General features: G+C 61.8%; 18 protein-coding genes. 6 read left to right on the forward strand and 12 right to left on the reverse strand.

Translation table 11 applies throughout. The features are described 5' to 3' along the window. Window positions 1-9 precede the first annotated feature (9 nt). A complete protein-coding gene (locus tag ASD99_RS25410; RefSeq protein ID WP_056587392.1) occupies window positions 10-561 on the reverse strand; it encodes a sigma-70 family RNA polymerase sigma factor in 552 nt (183 codons plus the stop codon). Between the two features lie 3 nt (window positions 562-564). After that, entirely contained in the window at window positions 565-768 is a 204-nt protein-coding gene (locus ASD99_RS25415) for a NepR family anti-sigma factor (RefSeq protein WP_056587395.1), read from the reverse strand. Window positions 769-991: 223 nt separating this feature from the next. Between ASD99_RS25415 and ASD99_RS25420 the strand changes: the two genes are divergently transcribed. The 5 genes from ASD99_RS25420 to ASD99_RS25440 all read left to right on the forward strand — a co-directional run bounded on the left by ASD99_RS25420 (window position 992) and on the right by ASD99_RS25440 (window position 4,469). Beyond that, window positions 992-1,786, forward strand: a complete 795-nt coding sequence (locus tag ASD99_RS25420) for a response regulator (RefSeq protein WP_056587396.1) — start codon at window positions 992-994, stop codon at window positions 1,784-1,786. Window positions 1,787-1,995: 209 nt separating this feature from the next. Next, complete coding sequence (locus tag ASD99_RS32760; protein WP_013529282.1) at window positions 1,996-2,163, forward strand: DUF1328 domain-containing protein; 168 nt, start codon at window positions 1,996-1,998, stop codon at window positions 2,161-2,163. 184 nt (window positions 2,164-2,347) lie between these two features. Then, on the forward strand, window positions 2,348-3,379 hold the full coding sequence (locus ASD99_RS25425) for a sensor histidine kinase (RefSeq protein ID WP_056587400.1): 1,032 nt from the start codon (window positions 2,348-2,350) through the stop codon (window positions 3,377-3,379). A 432-nt stretch (window positions 3,380-3,811) separates the two neighbouring features. Further along, window positions 3,812-4,138, forward strand: a complete 327-nt coding sequence (locus ASD99_RS25435) for a hypothetical protein (RefSeq protein ID WP_056587405.1) — start codon at window positions 3,812-3,814, stop codon at window positions 4,136-4,138. An 85-nt stretch (window positions 4,139-4,223) separates the two neighbouring features. Further along, window positions 4,224-4,469 carry a YMGG-like glycine zipper-containing protein gene (locus ASD99_RS25440; protein WP_015315393.1) on the forward strand — a complete coding sequence of 82 codons (246 nt, stop codon included), beginning with the start codon at window positions 4,224-4,226 and terminating at the stop codon, window positions 4,467-4,469. 89 nt (window positions 4,470-4,558) lie between these two features. Here ASD99_RS25440 and ASD99_RS25445 read toward each other — a convergent pair whose 3' ends face one another. From ASD99_RS25445 to xylF, 4 genes are all read right to left on the reverse strand, one after another. Further along, window positions 4,559-6,196 carry a CHASE domain-containing protein gene (locus ASD99_RS25445; protein ID WP_057145291.1) on the reverse strand — a complete coding sequence of 546 codons (1,638 nt, stop codon included), beginning with the start codon at window positions 6,194-6,196 and terminating at the stop codon, window positions 4,559-4,561. Between the two features lie 161 nt (window positions 6,197-6,357). Continuing rightward, complete coding sequence (locus ASD99_RS25450; RefSeq protein ID WP_056587463.1) at window positions 6,358-7,158, reverse strand: ATP-binding cassette domain-containing protein; 801 nt, start codon at window positions 7,156-7,158, stop codon at window positions 6,358-6,360. Between the two features lie 11 nt (window positions 7,159-7,169). Beyond that, window positions 7,170-8,522 (reverse strand): sugar ABC transporter permease, encoded by a 1,353-nt coding sequence (locus ASD99_RS25455; RefSeq protein ID WP_057145292.1) that lies wholly within the window; start codon window positions 8,520-8,522, stop codon window positions 7,170-7,172. Window positions 8,523-8,665: 143 nt separating this feature from the next. Beyond that, entirely contained in the window at window positions 8,666-9,706 is a 1,041-nt protein-coding gene (gene xylF, locus ASD99_RS25460; RefSeq protein WP_056587413.1) for a D-xylose ABC transporter substrate-binding protein, read from the reverse strand. A 271-nt stretch (window positions 9,707-9,977) separates the two neighbouring features. On the opposite strand from xylF, the gene ASD99_RS25465 reads away from it, so the two are divergent. Further along, window positions 9,978-11,225 carry an ROK family protein gene (locus tag ASD99_RS25465; RefSeq protein WP_057145293.1) on the forward strand — a complete coding sequence of 416 codons (1,248 nt, stop codon included), beginning with the start codon at window positions 9,978-9,980 and terminating at the stop codon, window positions 11,223-11,225. Between the two features lie 16 nt (window positions 11,226-11,241). On the opposite strand, the gene phoB is transcribed toward ASD99_RS25465, so the two are convergent. The 6 genes from phoB to pstS all read right to left on the reverse strand — a co-directional run bounded on the left by phoB (window position 11,242) and on the right by pstS (window position 16,449). Continuing rightward, on the reverse strand, window positions 11,242-11,931 hold the full coding sequence (gene phoB, locus ASD99_RS25470) for a phosphate regulon transcriptional regulator PhoB (protein WP_010911896.1): 690 nt from the start codon (window positions 11,929-11,931) through the stop codon (window positions 11,242-11,244). A 19-nt stretch (window positions 11,932-11,950) separates the two neighbouring features. Continuing rightward, window positions 11,951-12,658 carry a phosphate signaling complex protein PhoU gene (gene phoU, locus ASD99_RS25475; RefSeq protein WP_056587420.1) on the reverse strand — a complete coding sequence of 236 codons (708 nt, stop codon included), beginning with the start codon at window positions 12,656-12,658 and terminating at the stop codon, window positions 11,951-11,953. 25 nt (window positions 12,659-12,683) lie between these two features. Further along, complete coding sequence (gene pstB, locus ASD99_RS25480) at window positions 12,684-13,487, reverse strand: phosphate ABC transporter ATP-binding protein PstB (protein ID WP_056587423.1); 804 nt, start codon at window positions 13,485-13,487, stop codon at window positions 12,684-12,686. After that, window positions 13,484-14,335, reverse strand: coding sequence for a phosphate ABC transporter permease PstA (gene pstA, locus ASD99_RS25485; protein WP_057145294.1), 852 nt, complete (start codon window positions 14,333-14,335; stop codon window positions 13,484-13,486). The genes pstB and pstA overlap by 4 nt, the downstream gene beginning before the upstream one ends. A gap of 3 nt (window positions 14,336-14,338) precedes the next feature. After that, complete coding sequence (gene pstC / locus ASD99_RS25490; protein WP_056587429.1) at window positions 14,339-15,328, reverse strand: phosphate ABC transporter permease subunit PstC; 990 nt, start codon at window positions 15,326-15,328, stop codon at window positions 14,339-14,341. Window positions 15,329-15,390: 62 nt separating this feature from the next. Then, on the reverse strand, window positions 15,391-16,449 hold the full coding sequence (gene pstS, locus ASD99_RS25495) for a phosphate ABC transporter substrate-binding protein PstS (protein WP_057145295.1): 1,059 nt from the start codon (window positions 16,447-16,449) through the stop codon (window positions 15,391-15,393). Between the last annotated feature and the right edge of the window lie 237 nt (window positions 16,450-16,686).

The raw sequence follows: 16,686 nt of genomic DNA on the forward strand, positions 1-16,686 counted from the left end.
GATTGCAGGTCAGCTGGCCGGCGAGCCCGTTACCTGGGTCGAAATCGCATCCGGACCATACTCGTCTTCGCCTGATATTTTCAGGATCTCCTGCAAGCGTGTGCGGGCTCGGCTGACGCGGCTCTTGATCGTCCCGACCGCGCAACCGCAAATCTCGGCGGCCTCCTCGTAGGAAAAACCCGACGCACCGATGAGGATGATGGCTTCGCGCTGGTCCTCCGGCAATTGCTCCAGCGCCCCGCGAAAATCCTTCAGGTCGAGCTGGCCATGCTGAGCCGGATGAACGGCAAGCCTGGCCGTCATGATGCCGTCGCTATCTTGCACTTCACGTCCACGCTTGCGCATCTGCGAATAGAATTCATTGCGCAGGATGGTGAAAAGCCACGCCTTGAGATTGGTGCCAGGCTGGAAGCTTTCATGCTTGTCCCACGCCTTGACCAGCGTTTCCTGGACGAGGTCGTCGGCCTTGTCGGCATTTTGCGTCAGCGATACCGCAAAGGCGCGCAGGCTTGGGATCGCCCCAAGCAGATCGGTCTTGAAGCCTTGGGAGACCGCTGCCATGCCTCAGTCCTTCTTCTGTGTGGGTTCGGCCTGTTCCAGCTGGCTAAGCAACTGGGAAAAGCGATCCGGCACATCGTCGGAGACCAGCTCGTCGTAATATTGTTTGAGTTTGCGCCCGATTTCGGAGTTCGGCCCAAGGGCGTCACCGGCACCATTCCGGCGCCTGCTCTCGGCGCCAGCCAGAATATCTTTCGTCATATCCTTCATTCTGCCCTTGTATTCCCAGCGCCCAAGCCGCTCACAATATTACTCGACACAACGCAAGCGACACCCTCGTCTGGTTGCCCATCCCGACTTCAAACGCAGTCCCGACGCATTAGTTCCATCGAGGCCGGAACTTTTTCTCAAGATCGGCGTTGTTTGACCGGGCTTGCAATCAGCTTGACCTGCAATCTATGCAATCACGTCATTCTGAGGGAGACGTCTTATCATGAGTTTATCCGCCACCATCGCACCAAACCTGCCATTCCTGCGCCGCTTCTCGCGGGCCGTTTCCGGATCGCAGGAGAGTGGCGATGCGCTGGTCGCCGCAATGCTCGAAGCCATCATCGCCGATGTCGAGATCTTTCCCGAGGCATCGACCGACCGCATCGCGCTGTACAAGGTTTTTGCCAAGCTGTTCACATCGGTGGCGATCCGCGTCCCACAGGAGCACGCGCAATCGGCATGGGAACAGCGCGCCGCGGCCAATCTGAATGCAATTGCGCCGCGCCCGCGCCAGGCCTTCCTGCTCGTTGCCGTCGAAGGCTTCAGCGAGGACGAGGCGGCCGAAATTCTCGACGTCGGCGACCAGGAGTTTTCCGAGTTGCTTGCCCAGGCAAGCAACGAGATATCCCGTCAGGTGGCAACCGACGTGCTGATCATCGAGGATGAACCGCTGATCGCCATGGATATAGAAGAAATGGTCGAGAGCCTCGGGCACCGCGTCGTCGGAACGGCGCGCACCCATGCTGAGGCGGTGATGATGTTCGGCAAGACACGGCCGAAAATGGTGCTCGCCGACATCCAGCTTGCCGACGGCAGTTCGGGCATTGAGGCCGTGAACGAGATCCTGTCGTCGACATCGGTGCCGGTCATCTTCATCACCGCCTTTCCCGAGCGTCTGTTGACTGGCGAGCGTCCCGAGCCGGCCTTCCTGGTTACCAAGCCGTTCAATCCCGACATGGTCAAGGCGCTGATCAGCCAGGCGCTGTTCTTCGACCGTCAGGCCAAAGCCGCGGCATAGGCTCGCAGTACGTCCTGACAGCACGACACGATATTGAAGGCCGCTCGATGCGATGCATCGGGCGGCCTTTTGGCAAAGCGGAACCGTCGTCAGCGAAATTCATGCGCCCTCCTGCTCCGAACGATTTGCAAGCATCGTCTTTTTCCGCAAAGGGTGGAACAAACCGCATCTACTCACGTTTTCATCGCACCATTCGAAGGAGATGGATCATGCTTTACTGGGCGCTCGTATTTCTCGTCGTGGCGATCATCGCCGGCGCGCTTGGTTTCGGCGGCATCGCCGGTACGTCTGCCGGCATAGCGCAGATATTGTTTTTCATCTTTCTCGCTTTCCTGGTCATTTCGCTTCTTGCGGGCCTGTTCAAACGGGCATCGTGAGGACGAACGGCGACCGAACACTGGAAGCCGCACCCCTCAAACGGTTTCCAGCCACCGCCGGGCGGTATCCTGCAAAGGGCACCGTCCGGCGGACCGTTTTTGGCGGCTGATTTTCGGGAAACCTCTTTTGGGAACCCATTCAACAGTGAGCCGTTCAGCCTGAGTTGGGTGGACAGATTGGCCTATGCGTTCCAGAACCGGAGATAGGAAAGACGACGTGCAAAGCGATGAAGTCATCGCCCTGCATCCTGCCGAAAGCGGCATGCAGCTTGGACGGGCTCTTCTCCATGCGTTGCACAATGCCGGTATTTCTGTTCTCTATCAGGATCGCGAGATGAAAACCGTATGGGCGCGCAACATGCGCGCGCCCTGGGTTTCGGACACTGCCGACGGCAACGGCATACTGCCGGCGGCGCAGGCCGATCGCATTGGCGAAGCCAAGCGCGACGTCATCGCATCCGGCAACCCGCAACGTCTCGAGATCAGCGTTCCCGTCGAGGATGGCATCCGTTGGTTTTACGTCTGGATCGATGCCGACCATGGCGATGGCGGCACGGTGCAAGGCGTCGTCACCACGATGGTCGAAACGACCGAGCAGAAACGTCGTGAGCAGACCCTGACGACGCTGTTGCGCGAAGTCAGCCATCGCTCGAAAAACCTGCTGGCGATCATTCAAAGCATAGCCACCCAGACCGGGCGCTATTCCGACGGCATTGGTGATTTCCTGACACGCTTTCGCGGCCGGCTGCAATCGCTGGCTTCGTCTCAGGATCTCGTCACCTCTTCCAACTGGCGGGGTGCCGCACTTCGCGAACTGGTATCGGGCCAGGTTGGCCGCTACGGCGGGGATCCGGTGAGAAGCCTGCGCTTTCAGGGGGCAAACCCTTATCTCAATCCGAACGCTGCCCTGCATATCGGCCTTGCCATGCATGAACTCGCCGTCAACTCGGTGAGCTATGGCGCCCTGTCGCGGCCCGATGGATTCGTCGAGGTTACAGCCAACCTGACCGCCGACCACACTGGGACCTCCCTGTCTCTGACATGGGCCGAAGCGATCGGAGCCAATGATAACAGGCGTAGCGAGAAGCGCTTTGGCAGTGTCACACTCGAACGGGTCGTGCCGGCATCGCTGAATGGTAAGGCGACGCTTGAAATCGCGGCTGGTCGCCTAGAATACCGCCTTGTCGTTCCGCACGGCAATTTCGAGACGGACTGAGCGACCCGCATCTACGCCAGTTTCTTAACCGGCGGTTCACCATAAAAGCCGATGCTGTGTTTCCCAAATACCGCCGGAACCTGTTGCATCTTCGGACATTTCCGCAGCAGGACTTGCAGCATGGTGCGGGAGGAATGCCTTGACGGTAGCCGGCATGAACAGACTGGAACAGGCCGCTCGGATGTCCATGGGCGAGTTTGAAGACTCCGAGGCATCCGCGCCACCGCTGCCTCCTGTTCCTCACGCTTCGTTGCACCTTGTCGCTCTGGGTCTGGCCGCGGCTATCGTCGCGGTCGTCCTCTTCCAACTGGCTTACTGACGTCCGCGCCACCTGCGGCCTTGGTCGATCCCATGTTAATTCGCCGGTAGGTCTCGCAGCGCAGGAACTTTGCGGAATGTGGACCGTTACCGTGGCGAGAGGACATTATCGTCATGGAACACATTGCTGCATTGCTGCTGGTCATCGGCTGCTCGAACACGATGGCCGATTGCCGTGAGTTGCAGATCCCTGTCAGCGTTTTCGAAACCGCCGACCAATGTGTCGCCGAACGCCCGTTCGCCATGGGCGACGTTGAAGGACAGGCTCAGCACATCGTCGCCAAATGCCTTGCGGTCGACCCGGCGCTCGAAGACGACTACGATCAGGTGGTGTGGAAGGTCGGCCGGGACGGTAGTCTCGACGCATCCTTGGAGATTTCGAATATCGTGGTTGCGTCGAACTTGACGCGCCCCGAAAAAGACTATCTTAGCCAACAATAAATTCAGGCGGGCAAAGGGCGCCATTTCATGCTAAATCGCGGTCGGAGCTTATTTAAAGTGAGGACAAAAAGTGAGGAGTGACTCTATGCGGAAGATACTTATCGCCATGGTTGCTGTGGTCGCGGTCAGTGGCTGCACCTCGACCGAACAGGACGTGGTTGGCGGCGGCCTGATCGGCGCCGGTGTCGGCGGTCTGGTCGGTGGCGGCAAGGGCGCGCTGATCGGCGCCGCAGTCGGTGCCGGTTCCGGCCTGCTGGTGCGCAACCTGCGCAATGGCTATTGCCAGTATCGCGATCATCGCGGCCGGATCTATACGGCGCGCTGCAACTAGTTCGAGCGATAATCGAAACGTCGATCCGGAGACCGGTCCGCCGGTCTCCGGATTTTCGATGTTTGATGCTGGCCGCCTGACGATCGCCGTCAGTTTGCCAGAGGGATTCTGATTTCCACATTCAGCCCATTGGCCCGGAAATCACGCTTGATCGTGCCGCGCAATTCGCGCGTGACGTTGAGATCGATCAGCTTGGTGCCGAATCCGGTCTTGGCGGGCGCTTCGAGTTTCTTCTGTCCGGTTTCGCGCCAGTTGAGAGCCAGCGTCCTGTCGCGCCCACGCCCTTCCAGCGACCAGTCCACCTTCAGAGACCAATCTCCCTTGAGCGAATCGCCGGGTTCGCAGTATTTCAGCGCATTCGTCGCCAGCTCGTGGAATGTCAGGCCGAGCGCTTGCGTCGTGGTTTCGTCGAGCAGCACTTGTGGTCCCGACAACAGCCCTTCGGGCAACTCCTTGCCGAACACCTGACCCAACTCGATGCGCAGGAGATCGCCAAGATCGGCCTTCTGCCACCGCGAGCGTGTCAGCATGTCCTGGGACGCCGCCATCGCCTGCAGCCTGGCCGAGAAAGATTCGGAAAACTCATTGACGTCGGTGGCACGCGATGCCGTCTGGCGTGCGATCGCCAGAACCCTGGTGATCGAATTCTTGATGCGGTGCTTCATCTCCTGCAGCATCAGGTCTTTTTCGAGCAGGCTCTTTTCCGTCGTTTCGTGCAAGCGCGACGCCGCCTCATAGGCCCGCTCCTGATACCGCGTCACCAGCGCGATGGCGCCCGCCAGCAACAGGCCGAATAGCCCCAGCATCACCGGAACGGCGCGCGACGACGGCTGCGAGAAGGCGCTCGTCGGCCGGAACAGGACAGTCCATGGCCGGCCGGCCACCATGATCTTGCGCGCGACCAGCAGTCTGTCCCCGAAGGTCGAAGCCGGGGGCGTCTCCGACCGGAACAACAGATTATCGCCATTCACCGCACCGTCGCCGTCGTAGATTTCGGTGTTGACCGGCAGCAGCGGCGACCGGCTGAGCGCGGTCTGGAAAAGGTCGCGAGCCCGAAAGGCCGCATAGAGAAAACCGGCCGTGGAGGATCTGGACGCATTGATGACGTCGGGTGCGGTTTCAATATTGAGCCGCACGAAGACGAGGAAGCCGGTGAACGTCTGCGCGGCACCGGTGTCCTGGCCCAGCTGCACCAGCCCGCTGGCGTGCTGGTCGTCGTCCGACATTGCCTTTTCGATCGCCGCCCGCCGCACCGGTTCGCTGAACATGTCGTAGCCGATGCAGCTCTGGTTGGACGGGTCTAGCGGCTCGAACAGCACGATGGGCGCGCGCCAGGGCTGCGTGGTGTCAGGAAAGATTGGATGGTTGACGCCATGGTCGTGCAGCATATCGCGCTCGACCGCCGCCTCGTCTCCGGTCTTCGCAAGCCTGAGATAGCCGATACCGCGCAAGCCGGCAAAATTGTTGTCGACATCGAGCGCTTTGAAGAACGCCTTGAACTCGTTGCCGGAAATATCGCCGTTGCGGGCGTCGAACAGGGCTCGCATCGAGCGCAGCAGCGACAAGTGCAGGTCGATGCGGCTCTCGATCCGGTTGAGCGCGTCGTCGGCCGTCGCATCGAACTTGATGCGGGCGGCCTCCTGCGTCGCAAAATAGGCGAACCCGGCCATCGTCATGCTGATCAGCGCAACGGCAATGAACGCGACGATTGGAAAAAGCTTCTTCAACGGATGATGCGGTCCCTGAGCATGTCGGGCCTTTATGAGCAACTCGCCGTGCCAACACAATGGCAAGGCCAAGCCATCCTGACGGCTGGCATATCACATGGGCGGCAACCAGCGATCCTGCACCCTGTTTGGCCAAGAGGGGCGGCGTCAGCCGGAAGGCTTCAGGCAGCGATCTTCAGCGCGCCTGGTCCGGGAATGGCGCCGGGCGGGCATTTGCCCAGAATGATCATGCCGAGCACTTCGTCCTGGGTCACGTCGGTGGTGCGCGCGGTGCCGACGACCTGGCCGTTCTTCATGACGCAGACCCGGTCGGCAAGCTCGAACACATCGTGGATATCGTGGCTGATCAGGAAGATGCCGATGCCGTCGGACTTTAGCTGCTTGACCAGTTCGCCGACCTGCGCCGTTTCCTGCGGGCCAAGCGCTGCCGTCGGCTCGTCCATGATCAGGATGCGTGCGTTGAACAGGATCGCGCGCGCGATCGCCACCGATTGCCGCTGTCCGCCCGACAGCTTGATCACCGGCTCCTTGAAGCGCTGGAAGCGGGGATTGAGCCGGCCCATAACCTTGCGCGCCTCAGCCTCCATGGCGACGTCGTCGAGCGTGCCCCAGGCGGTCATCAGCTCACGGCCGAGGAACAGATTGGCGGCGGCATCGACATTGTCGGCCAATGCCAGCGTCTGGTAGATCGTCTCGATCCCGTATTTCTTGGCGTCGCGCGGGTTGGAGATCGATGCCTCCTCGCCATTGACGAAGATCTGGCCCGAGTCGCGCTTGTAGGCGCCGGACAGGATCTTGATCAGCGTCGACTTGCCGGCGCCGTTATGGCCGAGCAGCGCCACGACCTCGCCGGGGAAAAGATCGATCGAGGCGTCGTCGACGGCGCGAATGCCGCCAAACGCGATCGAGATGTTGCGCATATCGATCAGTGCGGTGGCTGCAGGAGCAATCTTGTCTGTCATGGCCATGCCTCCTAGACGCGCTTGCGATAGACGGTGTCGAGCCAGACGGCGACAACCAGCACGGCGCCGACGACGATGCTCTGCAGCGGCGAATCGACGCCGAGCAGCACCATGCCGGACTGCAGCGACTGCATCAGCAGCGCGCCGAGCATGGCGCCGATGATCGTTCCCGAGCCGCCGGCGAGCGACGTGCCGCCAATGACGGCGGCTGCAATGACCAGCAGCTCGTCCAGCGTTCCAAGCACGTTGGTCGCCGAATTCTGCCGGGCCGAGGAGATCGCGGCGGCGATCGTGGCCAACACGCCCATGATCATGAACACCTTCATGGTGACCCAGCGCGTGTTGATGCCGGCGAGATTGGCAGCCTCCGGATTGCCGCCGATGGCAAAGACATAGCGGCCGAACCGGGTGCGGTTTGTGATGAAGGTCATGACCAGCCCGACGGCGATCGCCATCAGCACGGGTATGGCGATGCCATGGGCGATGAACAGGCCGCCTTCGGGAACGGTGATGTTGTTGGCGGCCGCATACCTGTTCACGATGCCGATCGGCCAGGGATAGGAATTGGCGAGCCAGACCGCGCCAATGATGACGGCGCAGGTGACGACGCCGAGCAGCGCTTCGGCCCAGATCGGACGTAGCGGAAACCGGAAACGCTTGCGCTGCACTCGACCGTTGAACAGTGCAGACACCACGGCAAGACAGGCGACGATCCCGACGACCCAGCTCCAGGTCGCGCCGATCGAGCCCGCCGGCCCGCCGCCCATGAGCTGAAAGGTGGCGTCAAGCGGCGCCACCGTCTGGCCGCTCGTGACCCACCAGGCGGCACCGCGCCAGACCAGCAGGCCGCCCAGCGTCACGATAAAGGCGGGCACTTCGAGATAGGCGATGACGAAGCCTTGAAAGGCTCCGATCAGCAGGCCGAGCGCCAGGCCGATGACCAATGCCAGGACCCAGATCCACGGATTGCCGAGTTCGAGCCCGACAAACCGCACCAGGAAATGCACCTGGGCAAAGCCCATCACCATGCCGATCAGGCCCTCGGCGGAACCGACGGACAGGTCGATGTTGCGCATGACGATGACCAGCACCATGCCGCAGGCCATAATGGCGACCGCCGATGTCTGCACCGACAGGTTCCACAGATTGCGCGGCGTGAGAAAGGTGCGGCTGTCGAAATCGAAAGGATTGACGCCGAGGCGCAGGCTGGAAATGACATGTAGCCCGATCCAGATGATCAGCAGGGCGCCGATCATCCCGAGCATGCGGGTATCGATCTCGGTCGCCTTCAGGAACCGGGCGACCGCGCCGAGCTCCGAGGCACGCGCTGTGTCGGCCTGCGGGTTGGACGTCGTGTCGGTCATGATTTCCTCCCACCGGCTGGCCGTCTGACGCGGATGCCGGACCCAGCCTAGAAGCTATCTGCGTGATGCGGAAACACAAATCTATTTGAGAAAACGCCGCGGCTTTTGGGCCGCGGCGTTCAGATATTTCGAAGTGATCCAGATCAGTTGCAGGCCGCGACGCTGCCGGCGGCGACGCCCGCGCAGACTTCGTCCTTCTTGATCCAGCCGGCGTCGATGACGACGTTGAGATTATCCTTGGTGATGGCAACCGGGGTCAGGAACAGCGACTTGACGGTGTTGCCGCCCGGCGTCGTGAAGTCCTTGGCGCCGGCAATGTCGCTCGTCTTCTTGCCATCGGCGAGCTGTGAGGCGATCTCGGCGGCGTTCTTGCCGAGTTCGCGCGCGTCCTTCCACACCGACACGGTCTGTGTGCCGAGCGCGATGCGGTTCAGCGCGGCGTGGTCGCCGTCCTGACCCGAGACCGGCACGGTGCCGGCCAACCCTTGGGCCGTCAACGCCGCGACGACGCCGCCGGCGGTGCCGTCATTGGCCGCGACCACGGCATCGACCTTGTTGTCGTTGGCGGTGAGGAACTGTTCCATGTTCTTCTGGGCGTTGGCGGGCAGCCAGCCGTCCGTATAGGCCTCGCCGACATTCTTGATCTTGCCGCTGTCGATGGCTTCCTTGAGCACTTCCATCGAGCCCGAGAACAGGAAGTCGGCATTCGGATCGGCACCCGAGCCCTTGATGAAGACATAGTTGCCTTCCGGCTTGACCTTGAACACTTCGCGGGCCTGCATGCGGCCGACTTCCTTATTATCGAAGGTCAGATAGAAGACGTCCTTGTTCTCGATCAGACGGTCATAGCCGACGACCGGAATGCCTTCGTCCAGCGCCTTCTGCACCGCCGGGCCGATGGCCGAGGCATCCTGCGCCAGGATGATCAGCGAGTTGGCGCCCTGCGAGATCAGGCTTTCGACATCGGTAAGCTGCTTGCCGGGATTGGACTGCGCATCGGCGGAGATGTACTTGTCGCCAGCTGCCTCGATCGCCGTCTTCATGGCAGCCTCGTCGGTCTTCCAGCGCTCTTCCTGGAAGTTGGACCACGAGACGCCGATGACCTTGTCCTTCGCCTGCGCGACCGACGCGAGCGTCAGCGACATGGCGACACCCGCCAGGATGGCGGCTGTGAATCTTTTCATAATATCCTCCCTGCGCCGCGTATGGCGCGACCAGACTGACCCTAAGGCCGGCACAGAGGCTCTATTTTTTCGAGCCTCGAAAAAATACTGGTCCAACACCCGAACGCTGTCAACATCGATTCTGATGGATTTTGATGTCCTTCCGAATTTTTTTCGAGCCTCGGAATAAATAAATGACAGGGCCGACCGCTTCTGCCAGTATTTGACCGCGTTGACGGCAGCGTTCCAGGAGCAGGAAAGAACCGCGGCGACCCGGAGGATGTGAAGAAACATGTCGGTCGGAATCCGCCACGACGATTTGCGCCGGCGCAACCGGGCGATGGTGATTGCGGCCGTGCGCCGCGCCGGACAGCCGTCCCGCACCGAGATCGCGGCGACCACGGGCCTCAGCCATTCGACCATCTCGGCGATCTCGTCCGACCTGATCGGTGAAGGCATCCTGACCGAAAGCAAGCCAAGCGAAGCCGGCTCACTCAGACGCGGTCGGCCGCAGGTCGGCCTCAGCCTCAATCCGGAAGCGGCGGCGGTGATGACCGTGGTGCTGTCGCTGAATTTCCTCTCCGTCGCCGTCATCGACTACGCCGGCCAGGTGATATCAGAGGAACAGCGCCGGCTGGACACGCAGACAATGTCGCGCGACGCGCTGATCGGCGAATGCGTCGGCATCGTGCGGCGCCGCCTCGAAGATCCCGATCTTGACGTCCGCAGCGTCGCCCGTATCGCGCTGGCGATCCAGGGCATCACCGATACCCATGCTCGCGCGATGCTTTGGTCGCCGATCACGCCGCACACCGACATCGCCTTCGCCGACATACTCGAAGACGAGTTCGGCATTCCCGCCACCGTGGAGAACGACTGCAACATGATGGCGATAGCGCTGCGCTGGCGCGATCCTGATCGCTACCGCGACGATTTCATCGCCATCCTCTTGTCGCACGGCATCGGCATGGGCCTGGTGCTGAAAGGCGAGCTGTTCACCGGCACCCATTCCTCGGGCGGCGAGTTCGGCCACATGATCCATCAGCCGAACGGCGCTCTGTGCCGCTGCGGACGGCGTGGCTGCGTCGAGGCCTATGCCGGCAACTACGCCATCTGGCGCAATGCAAGGCAGCTGGGCGAGGACGCAGAACCTGTCGCCGACGTCAGCGACGCCGACATGCGCGCCCTGGCGACCGCGGCCCGCGAAAAGGATGGCCCCGAGCGCGAGGCCTATCGCAAGGCTGGCGAAGCGCTCGGTTACGGCCTCGGCAGCCTGTTCGCGCTGATCGATCCGGCGCCCGTTGCCATGGTCGGCGTCAGCGCCGCCGCCTTCGACCTGATCGAGCCCGCATTGCGCGAGGCGATTGCCCAGACCGCCGGCGGCCAGCACTCGAAATCGATTTCCTTCGACACCGAGCCGAACGAACTGCCGCTGATCCGCGAAGGCTGCGCCATGCGCGCGCTGACCTTCGTCGACCAGGAGATTTTCGCGCCGGGCGCGCAGGCGAGAGGAAGCGTCGCAGGCAAAAACGTGGCGTGAATTCAGACGGGCGGGTTCAGTCCTCGCGGATCGCGTAACCTGCCCCGCGAATGGTGCGGATGACGTCGGGCATGCGGCCGTTGTTGACCGCCTTGCGCAGCCGGCCGACATGCACGTCGACCGTGCGCTCGTCGATGTAGATCGTCTCGCCCCAGACATTGTCGAGCAACTGGCTGCGCGAGAACACGCGGCCGGGATGGCGCATCATGAACTCGAGCAGGCGGAACTCGGTCGGCCCGAGTCGGATCTCGCTCTTCTTGCGATAGACCCGGTGCGATTCTCGATCGAGCACGATGTCGCCGACCTTCAGCACGCTGGACAGCACTTCCGGCTTGGCGCGGCGCAGCAGCGCCTTGACCCTGGCCATGAATTCCGGCGTCGAGAACGGCTTGACCAGATAGTCGTCGGCGCCGGTCGACAGGCCGCGTACGCGGTCGCTCTCCTCGCCGCGCGCAGTCAGCATGATGATCGGCAGCCGCTCGGTCTCGGGGCGCATTCTCAGCCGACGACAGAGTTCGATGCCGGAAACCGCCGGAACCATCCAGTCGAGCACGAGAAGGTCGGGAACGTTCTCCTGCAGCCGGATCTCGGCCTCGTCGCCGCGCGTCACCACCTCGACCTGGTAGCCTTCGGATTCGAGATTGTAGCGGAGCAGCACGCCTAGCGGCTCCTCGTCCTCCACCACCATGATGCGTGGCGCGATCATCGACTGGTCACCCCTGTCGTCATGCCGCCGGCGCGGACATCGCCGTTTCGTCCTGCTTCGGACGATTGGCGGGCAGTTGCGTACCGGTCAAAACATAATAGGCATTTTCGGCGATGTTGGTCACATGGTCGCCGATGCGCTCGAGGTTCTTGGCGCAGAACAGCAGATGCGTGCAGGCCGTGATGTTGCGCGGGTCTTCCATCATGTAGGTCAGGAGTTCGCGGAACACCGAAGTGTACTTGACGTCGATGCGTTCGTCGTCGGCACGCAGTTTCGCCAGGGCAGCGGCGTCGCGCGCCGCATATTCCTCGATCACGCCCTGCACCTGGATCAGCACCAGCTGCGCCATCCCGTCGATCGAATGCGACAGGTCGCGCGGCGTTACGCTGAGGCCGACGGTACCGACGCGCTTGGCGATGTTCTTGGCAAGGTCGCCGATGCGTTCGAGATCGCCGGCCATGCGGATCGAACCGACGACATGGCGCAGATCGTCGGCCATCGGCTGCCGCTTGGCGATCAACGTGATGGCGCGGTCGTCGAGCTCGCGCTGGCGCGCATCCATGATCGCATCGTCGGAGACGACGCGCTGTGCCAGGGCGTTGTCGGAATTCAAAAGCGCCTTGGTCGCACCGCCGACCATCGAGCCGGCGAGATCGCCCATGTCGCTGATGAGCCTGCTGATCTGACCGAGATCTTCGTCGAAAGAAGCGACTGTATGTTCGCCCATGATCTTATCCCTCGTATGCCTGAACTCAGCCAAAGCGGCCGGTGATGTAGTCCTGCGTGCGCTTCTCGCGGGGCGACGTGAAGATCTTCTCGGTGCGGTCGAACTCGACCAGTTCGCCCAGATACATGAAGGCTGTCTGCTTCGACACGCGCGCCGCCTGCTGCATGTTGTGGGTGACGATGACGATCGTGTAGTCGGCTTGCAACTCGTCGATCAGCTCCTCGATCTTGGCGGTCGACAGCGGATCGAGCGCCGACGCCGGCTCGTCGAGCAGGATGACTTCCGGCTTCACCGCCACGGTGCGGGCGATGCAGAGCCGCTGCTGCTGGCCACCGGAGAGGCTGAGGCCGCTGGCGCTGAGCTTGTCCTTGACCTCGGTCCAGAGTGCCGCGCGCTTCAGCGCCTGCTCGACACGGCCGTCCATCTCGGACTTGCTGAGCTTCTCGTAGAGCCTGATGCCGAAGGCGATGTTTTCATAGATCGACATCGGGAACGGCGTCGGCTTCTGGAACACCATGCCTATCTTGGTCCGCAGCAGGTTGAGATCCTGCGAGCGGTCGAGAACGTTCTGGCCGTCGAGCAGCACCTGACCCTCGGCGGTCTGGTTGGGATAGAGTTCGTAGATGCGGTTGAAGACGCGCAGCAGCGTCGACTTCCCGCAGCCCGAAGGCCCGATGAAGGCGGTGACGCTGCGCTCGGGCAAGGACAGCGTGATGTCCTTCAGCGCCTTGCTCTGGCCGTAGTAGAAGTTGAGGTTCTTCACCTCGATCTTGACCTTGGCTGCGGCCTCGGCGGCGATCGTCATGTCTGGAGACAACATCTGGCTCATTTGTCCTCTCTGCGTCCGGTCAGGCTGCGAGCAACGATGCTGAGCGCGAGAACCGTCAATGTGATGATGAGTGCACCGGTCCAGGCCAGTTGCTGCCATTCCTCGTAAGGGCTGAGCGCGAACTGGAAGATGGTGACAGGCAGGCTGGCCATCGGCGCGTTGAGATTGCTAGACCAGAATTGGTTGTTGAGCGCTGTGAAGAGCAGCGGTGCCGTCTCGCCGGAGATGCGGGCGATCGACAGCAATATGCCGGTGACGATACCGGAAAGAGCGGCGCGGTAAGCAACCGACTTGATGACCACCCAGCGCGGCGCGCCGATCGCGGTGCCGGCCTCGCGCAAGGCGTTCGGCACCAAATTGAGCATGTCCTCGGTGGTACGCACGACAACCGGGATGACCAGGATGGCAAGTGCGACGGAACCGGCAAGGGCCGAGAAATGCCCCATCGGCCGCACCAGCAGTTCGTAGACGAACAGGCCGATGATGATCGACGGCGCCGACAACAAGATGTCGTTGATGAAGCGCACGATCGTGGTGAGGCGTGAGAAGCGGCCATACTCGGCCATATAGGTCCCTGCCAGCACGCCGATCGGCGTGCCGACGATGACGGCGATGACCGTCATCACCACGCTGCCATAGATGGCGTTGAGCAGGCCACCGGCATCGCCGGGCGGCGGCGTCATTTCGGTGAACACCGACACCGAGAGGCCGGCGAGGCCCTTGTAGAGAAGCGCGCCGAGAATGAGCGCCAGCCAAGCAAGTCCGATGCCCGCCGCGACCAGACAAAGCGTCATCATCAAGGAATTCCTCGTCTTGCGACGGCGGTGAAGCGATGTGGCTGTCGACATCGGTCAGGCTCCGGTGCGGCGATCGATGCGCATCAGCATGTAGCGTGCGATGGCAAGGATCAGGAAGGTGATGACGAAAAGGATCAGGCCAAGAGCAATCAGCGATGACGTGTAAAGCTCGCCATCGGCCTCGGTGAATTCATTGGCGATGGTCGCCGAAATCGTCGTGCCGGGCGCGAACAGCGAGGCGCTGATGCGATGCGCGTTGCCGATGACGAAGGTCACCGCCATGGTCTCGCCAAGCGCCCTGCCCAATCCCAGCATGACACCGCCCATGATGCCGACGCGGGTGTAGGGAATGACGACGCGGCGCGTAACCTCCCAGGTTGTGCAGCCAATGCCGTAGGCGGACTCTTTCAGCACCGCCGGCACCGTGTCGAAGACGTCCTTGGTGATCGAGGTGATGAAGGGCAGCACCATGATGGCAAGGATCATCGACGATGTCAGCAGGCCGATGCCGTAGGGCGGGCCGGCAAACAGGCTCGACAATACCGGGACGTCATGGAAAAGGTTGATGAAGAAAGGCTGGATCGTGGTCTGCACGAAAGGAGCGAAGATGAACAGGCCCCATATGCCATAGATGATCGACGGGATGCCGGCCAGAAGTTCCACCGCGATGCCGATCGGCCGGCGCAGCGGCCGCGGGCACAGCTCGGTCAGGAATATCGCAATGCCGATGCCGATCGGCACCGCAATCAGGATGGATATGGCTGCGGTGACGACAGTACCGTAGATCGGCGCCAGCGCGCCAAACTTCTCGGTAACCGGATTCCAGCTCTCGGTTGTCAGAAACGACACGCCAAAAGTCGACATCGCCTGCCATGATCCGACGAACAGCGAAATCGCGACGCCACCCAGGATCAGCAGAACGAGAATGGCGGAGAAGCGTGTGGCCGCCCGGAAAATCGCATCCGTGAGCGCGAAGCGCCGCACCGTTGCTTCCCTGGCCTGCATGGCGGCTAACGATGGCATGGCTTCGGAAACGGTAGTCATCTAGCCCTCGCGTTCGAAAGAAAATCGGGAGGGCGCCTGGAAGGCGCCCTCCCCGTCAAGGATTACATGGCCGAGTAGATCGGCTTGCCGTCGCTGCCGACGACGTCCTTGGCCCAGGTGTCCTCGATGCTCTTGACCACGTTGTCAGGCATCGGGACGTAGTCGAGTTCGCTGGCCATCTCGTCGCCCTTGGCATAGGACCAGGCGAAGAACTTGAGCGCTTCACCCGTGGCAGCGGCATCATCGGGCTTCTTGTACAGAAGAACCCATGTCGCCGCCGTCATCGGCCAGGATTCCGCACCTGGCTGGTTGGCGAGAATCACGCCATAGCCCGGCTGCGAGCTCCAGTCGGCATTGGCGGCCGCGGCCGAGAACGCTGCCGCCGTCGGCTCAACCTTCTTGCCATCCTTGTTCATCATGTCAGTGTAGGTGAGCTTGTTCTGCTTGGCATAGGCGTATTCGACATAGCCGATCGCACCGCCGGTCTGCGAGACGTTGTTTGCAACGCCCTCATTGCCCTTGGCGCCGATGCCAACCGGCCACTCGAGAGCCGTGTTGACGCCGACCTTCGACTTCCAGTCGGCGTTGGCGTCGGCGAGATAGTAGCTGAAGTTGAACGTGGTGCCCGAACCGTCGGAGCGATGCACCACCGCGATCGCCTGCGAAGGCAGCTTGGCATCCGGATTGAGCTTCTTGATCGCGGCGTCGTCCCACTGCGTGATCTTGCCCATGAAGATGTCGCCGAGGGTCGGGCCGTCGAGAACCAGTTCGCCCGGCTTGATGCCTTTCAGATTGACGACGGGGACGATACCGCCCATCACCATCGGAAACTGTACAAGCCCGATAGACTCGAGATCCTCGCCTTTCAGCGGCGCGTCGGAGGCGCCGAAGGTAACAGTCTTGGCCTTGATCTGCTTGATGCCGCCGCCAGAGCCGATCGACTGGTAGTTGAGACCGTTGCCAGTCTCTTTCTTGTAGGCATCAGCCCACTTCGCATAGATCGGATAGGGGAAAGTAGCGCCAGCACCGGAGATGTCCGCGGCCATTGCAGCGGAAAGGGTGAGAGTGGACGCCGCGGCCATTGCAATTGCAACGGCCGCCGAGCGGATGAAATGTCTCATGTGGCCTGCTCCTGTTCGGAAGATGGTCTCTCGGCGCCATTCCTCTCGGCGCCCGCTGAGGCCAATAGCCTTCGATTATTACAGTCGCATGACAGTTTGATGTCACCCCGGTAACGCGTCATCGGGGTGGGGAAAACGCCGGCCAGCCGGCACTCCCGATTGAGCCCGGCTTTGCTCCCGGAATCAGGCACTTGCGCCGTTTCAGGCCGAGACCGGCCTGAAGTTTCGGGGCTGCCG

The organism is Mesorhizobium sp. Root695 (assembly GCF_001428185.1).
Taxonomy (GTDB): Bacteria; Pseudomonadota; Alphaproteobacteria; order Rhizobiales; family Rhizobiaceae; genus Mesorhizobium.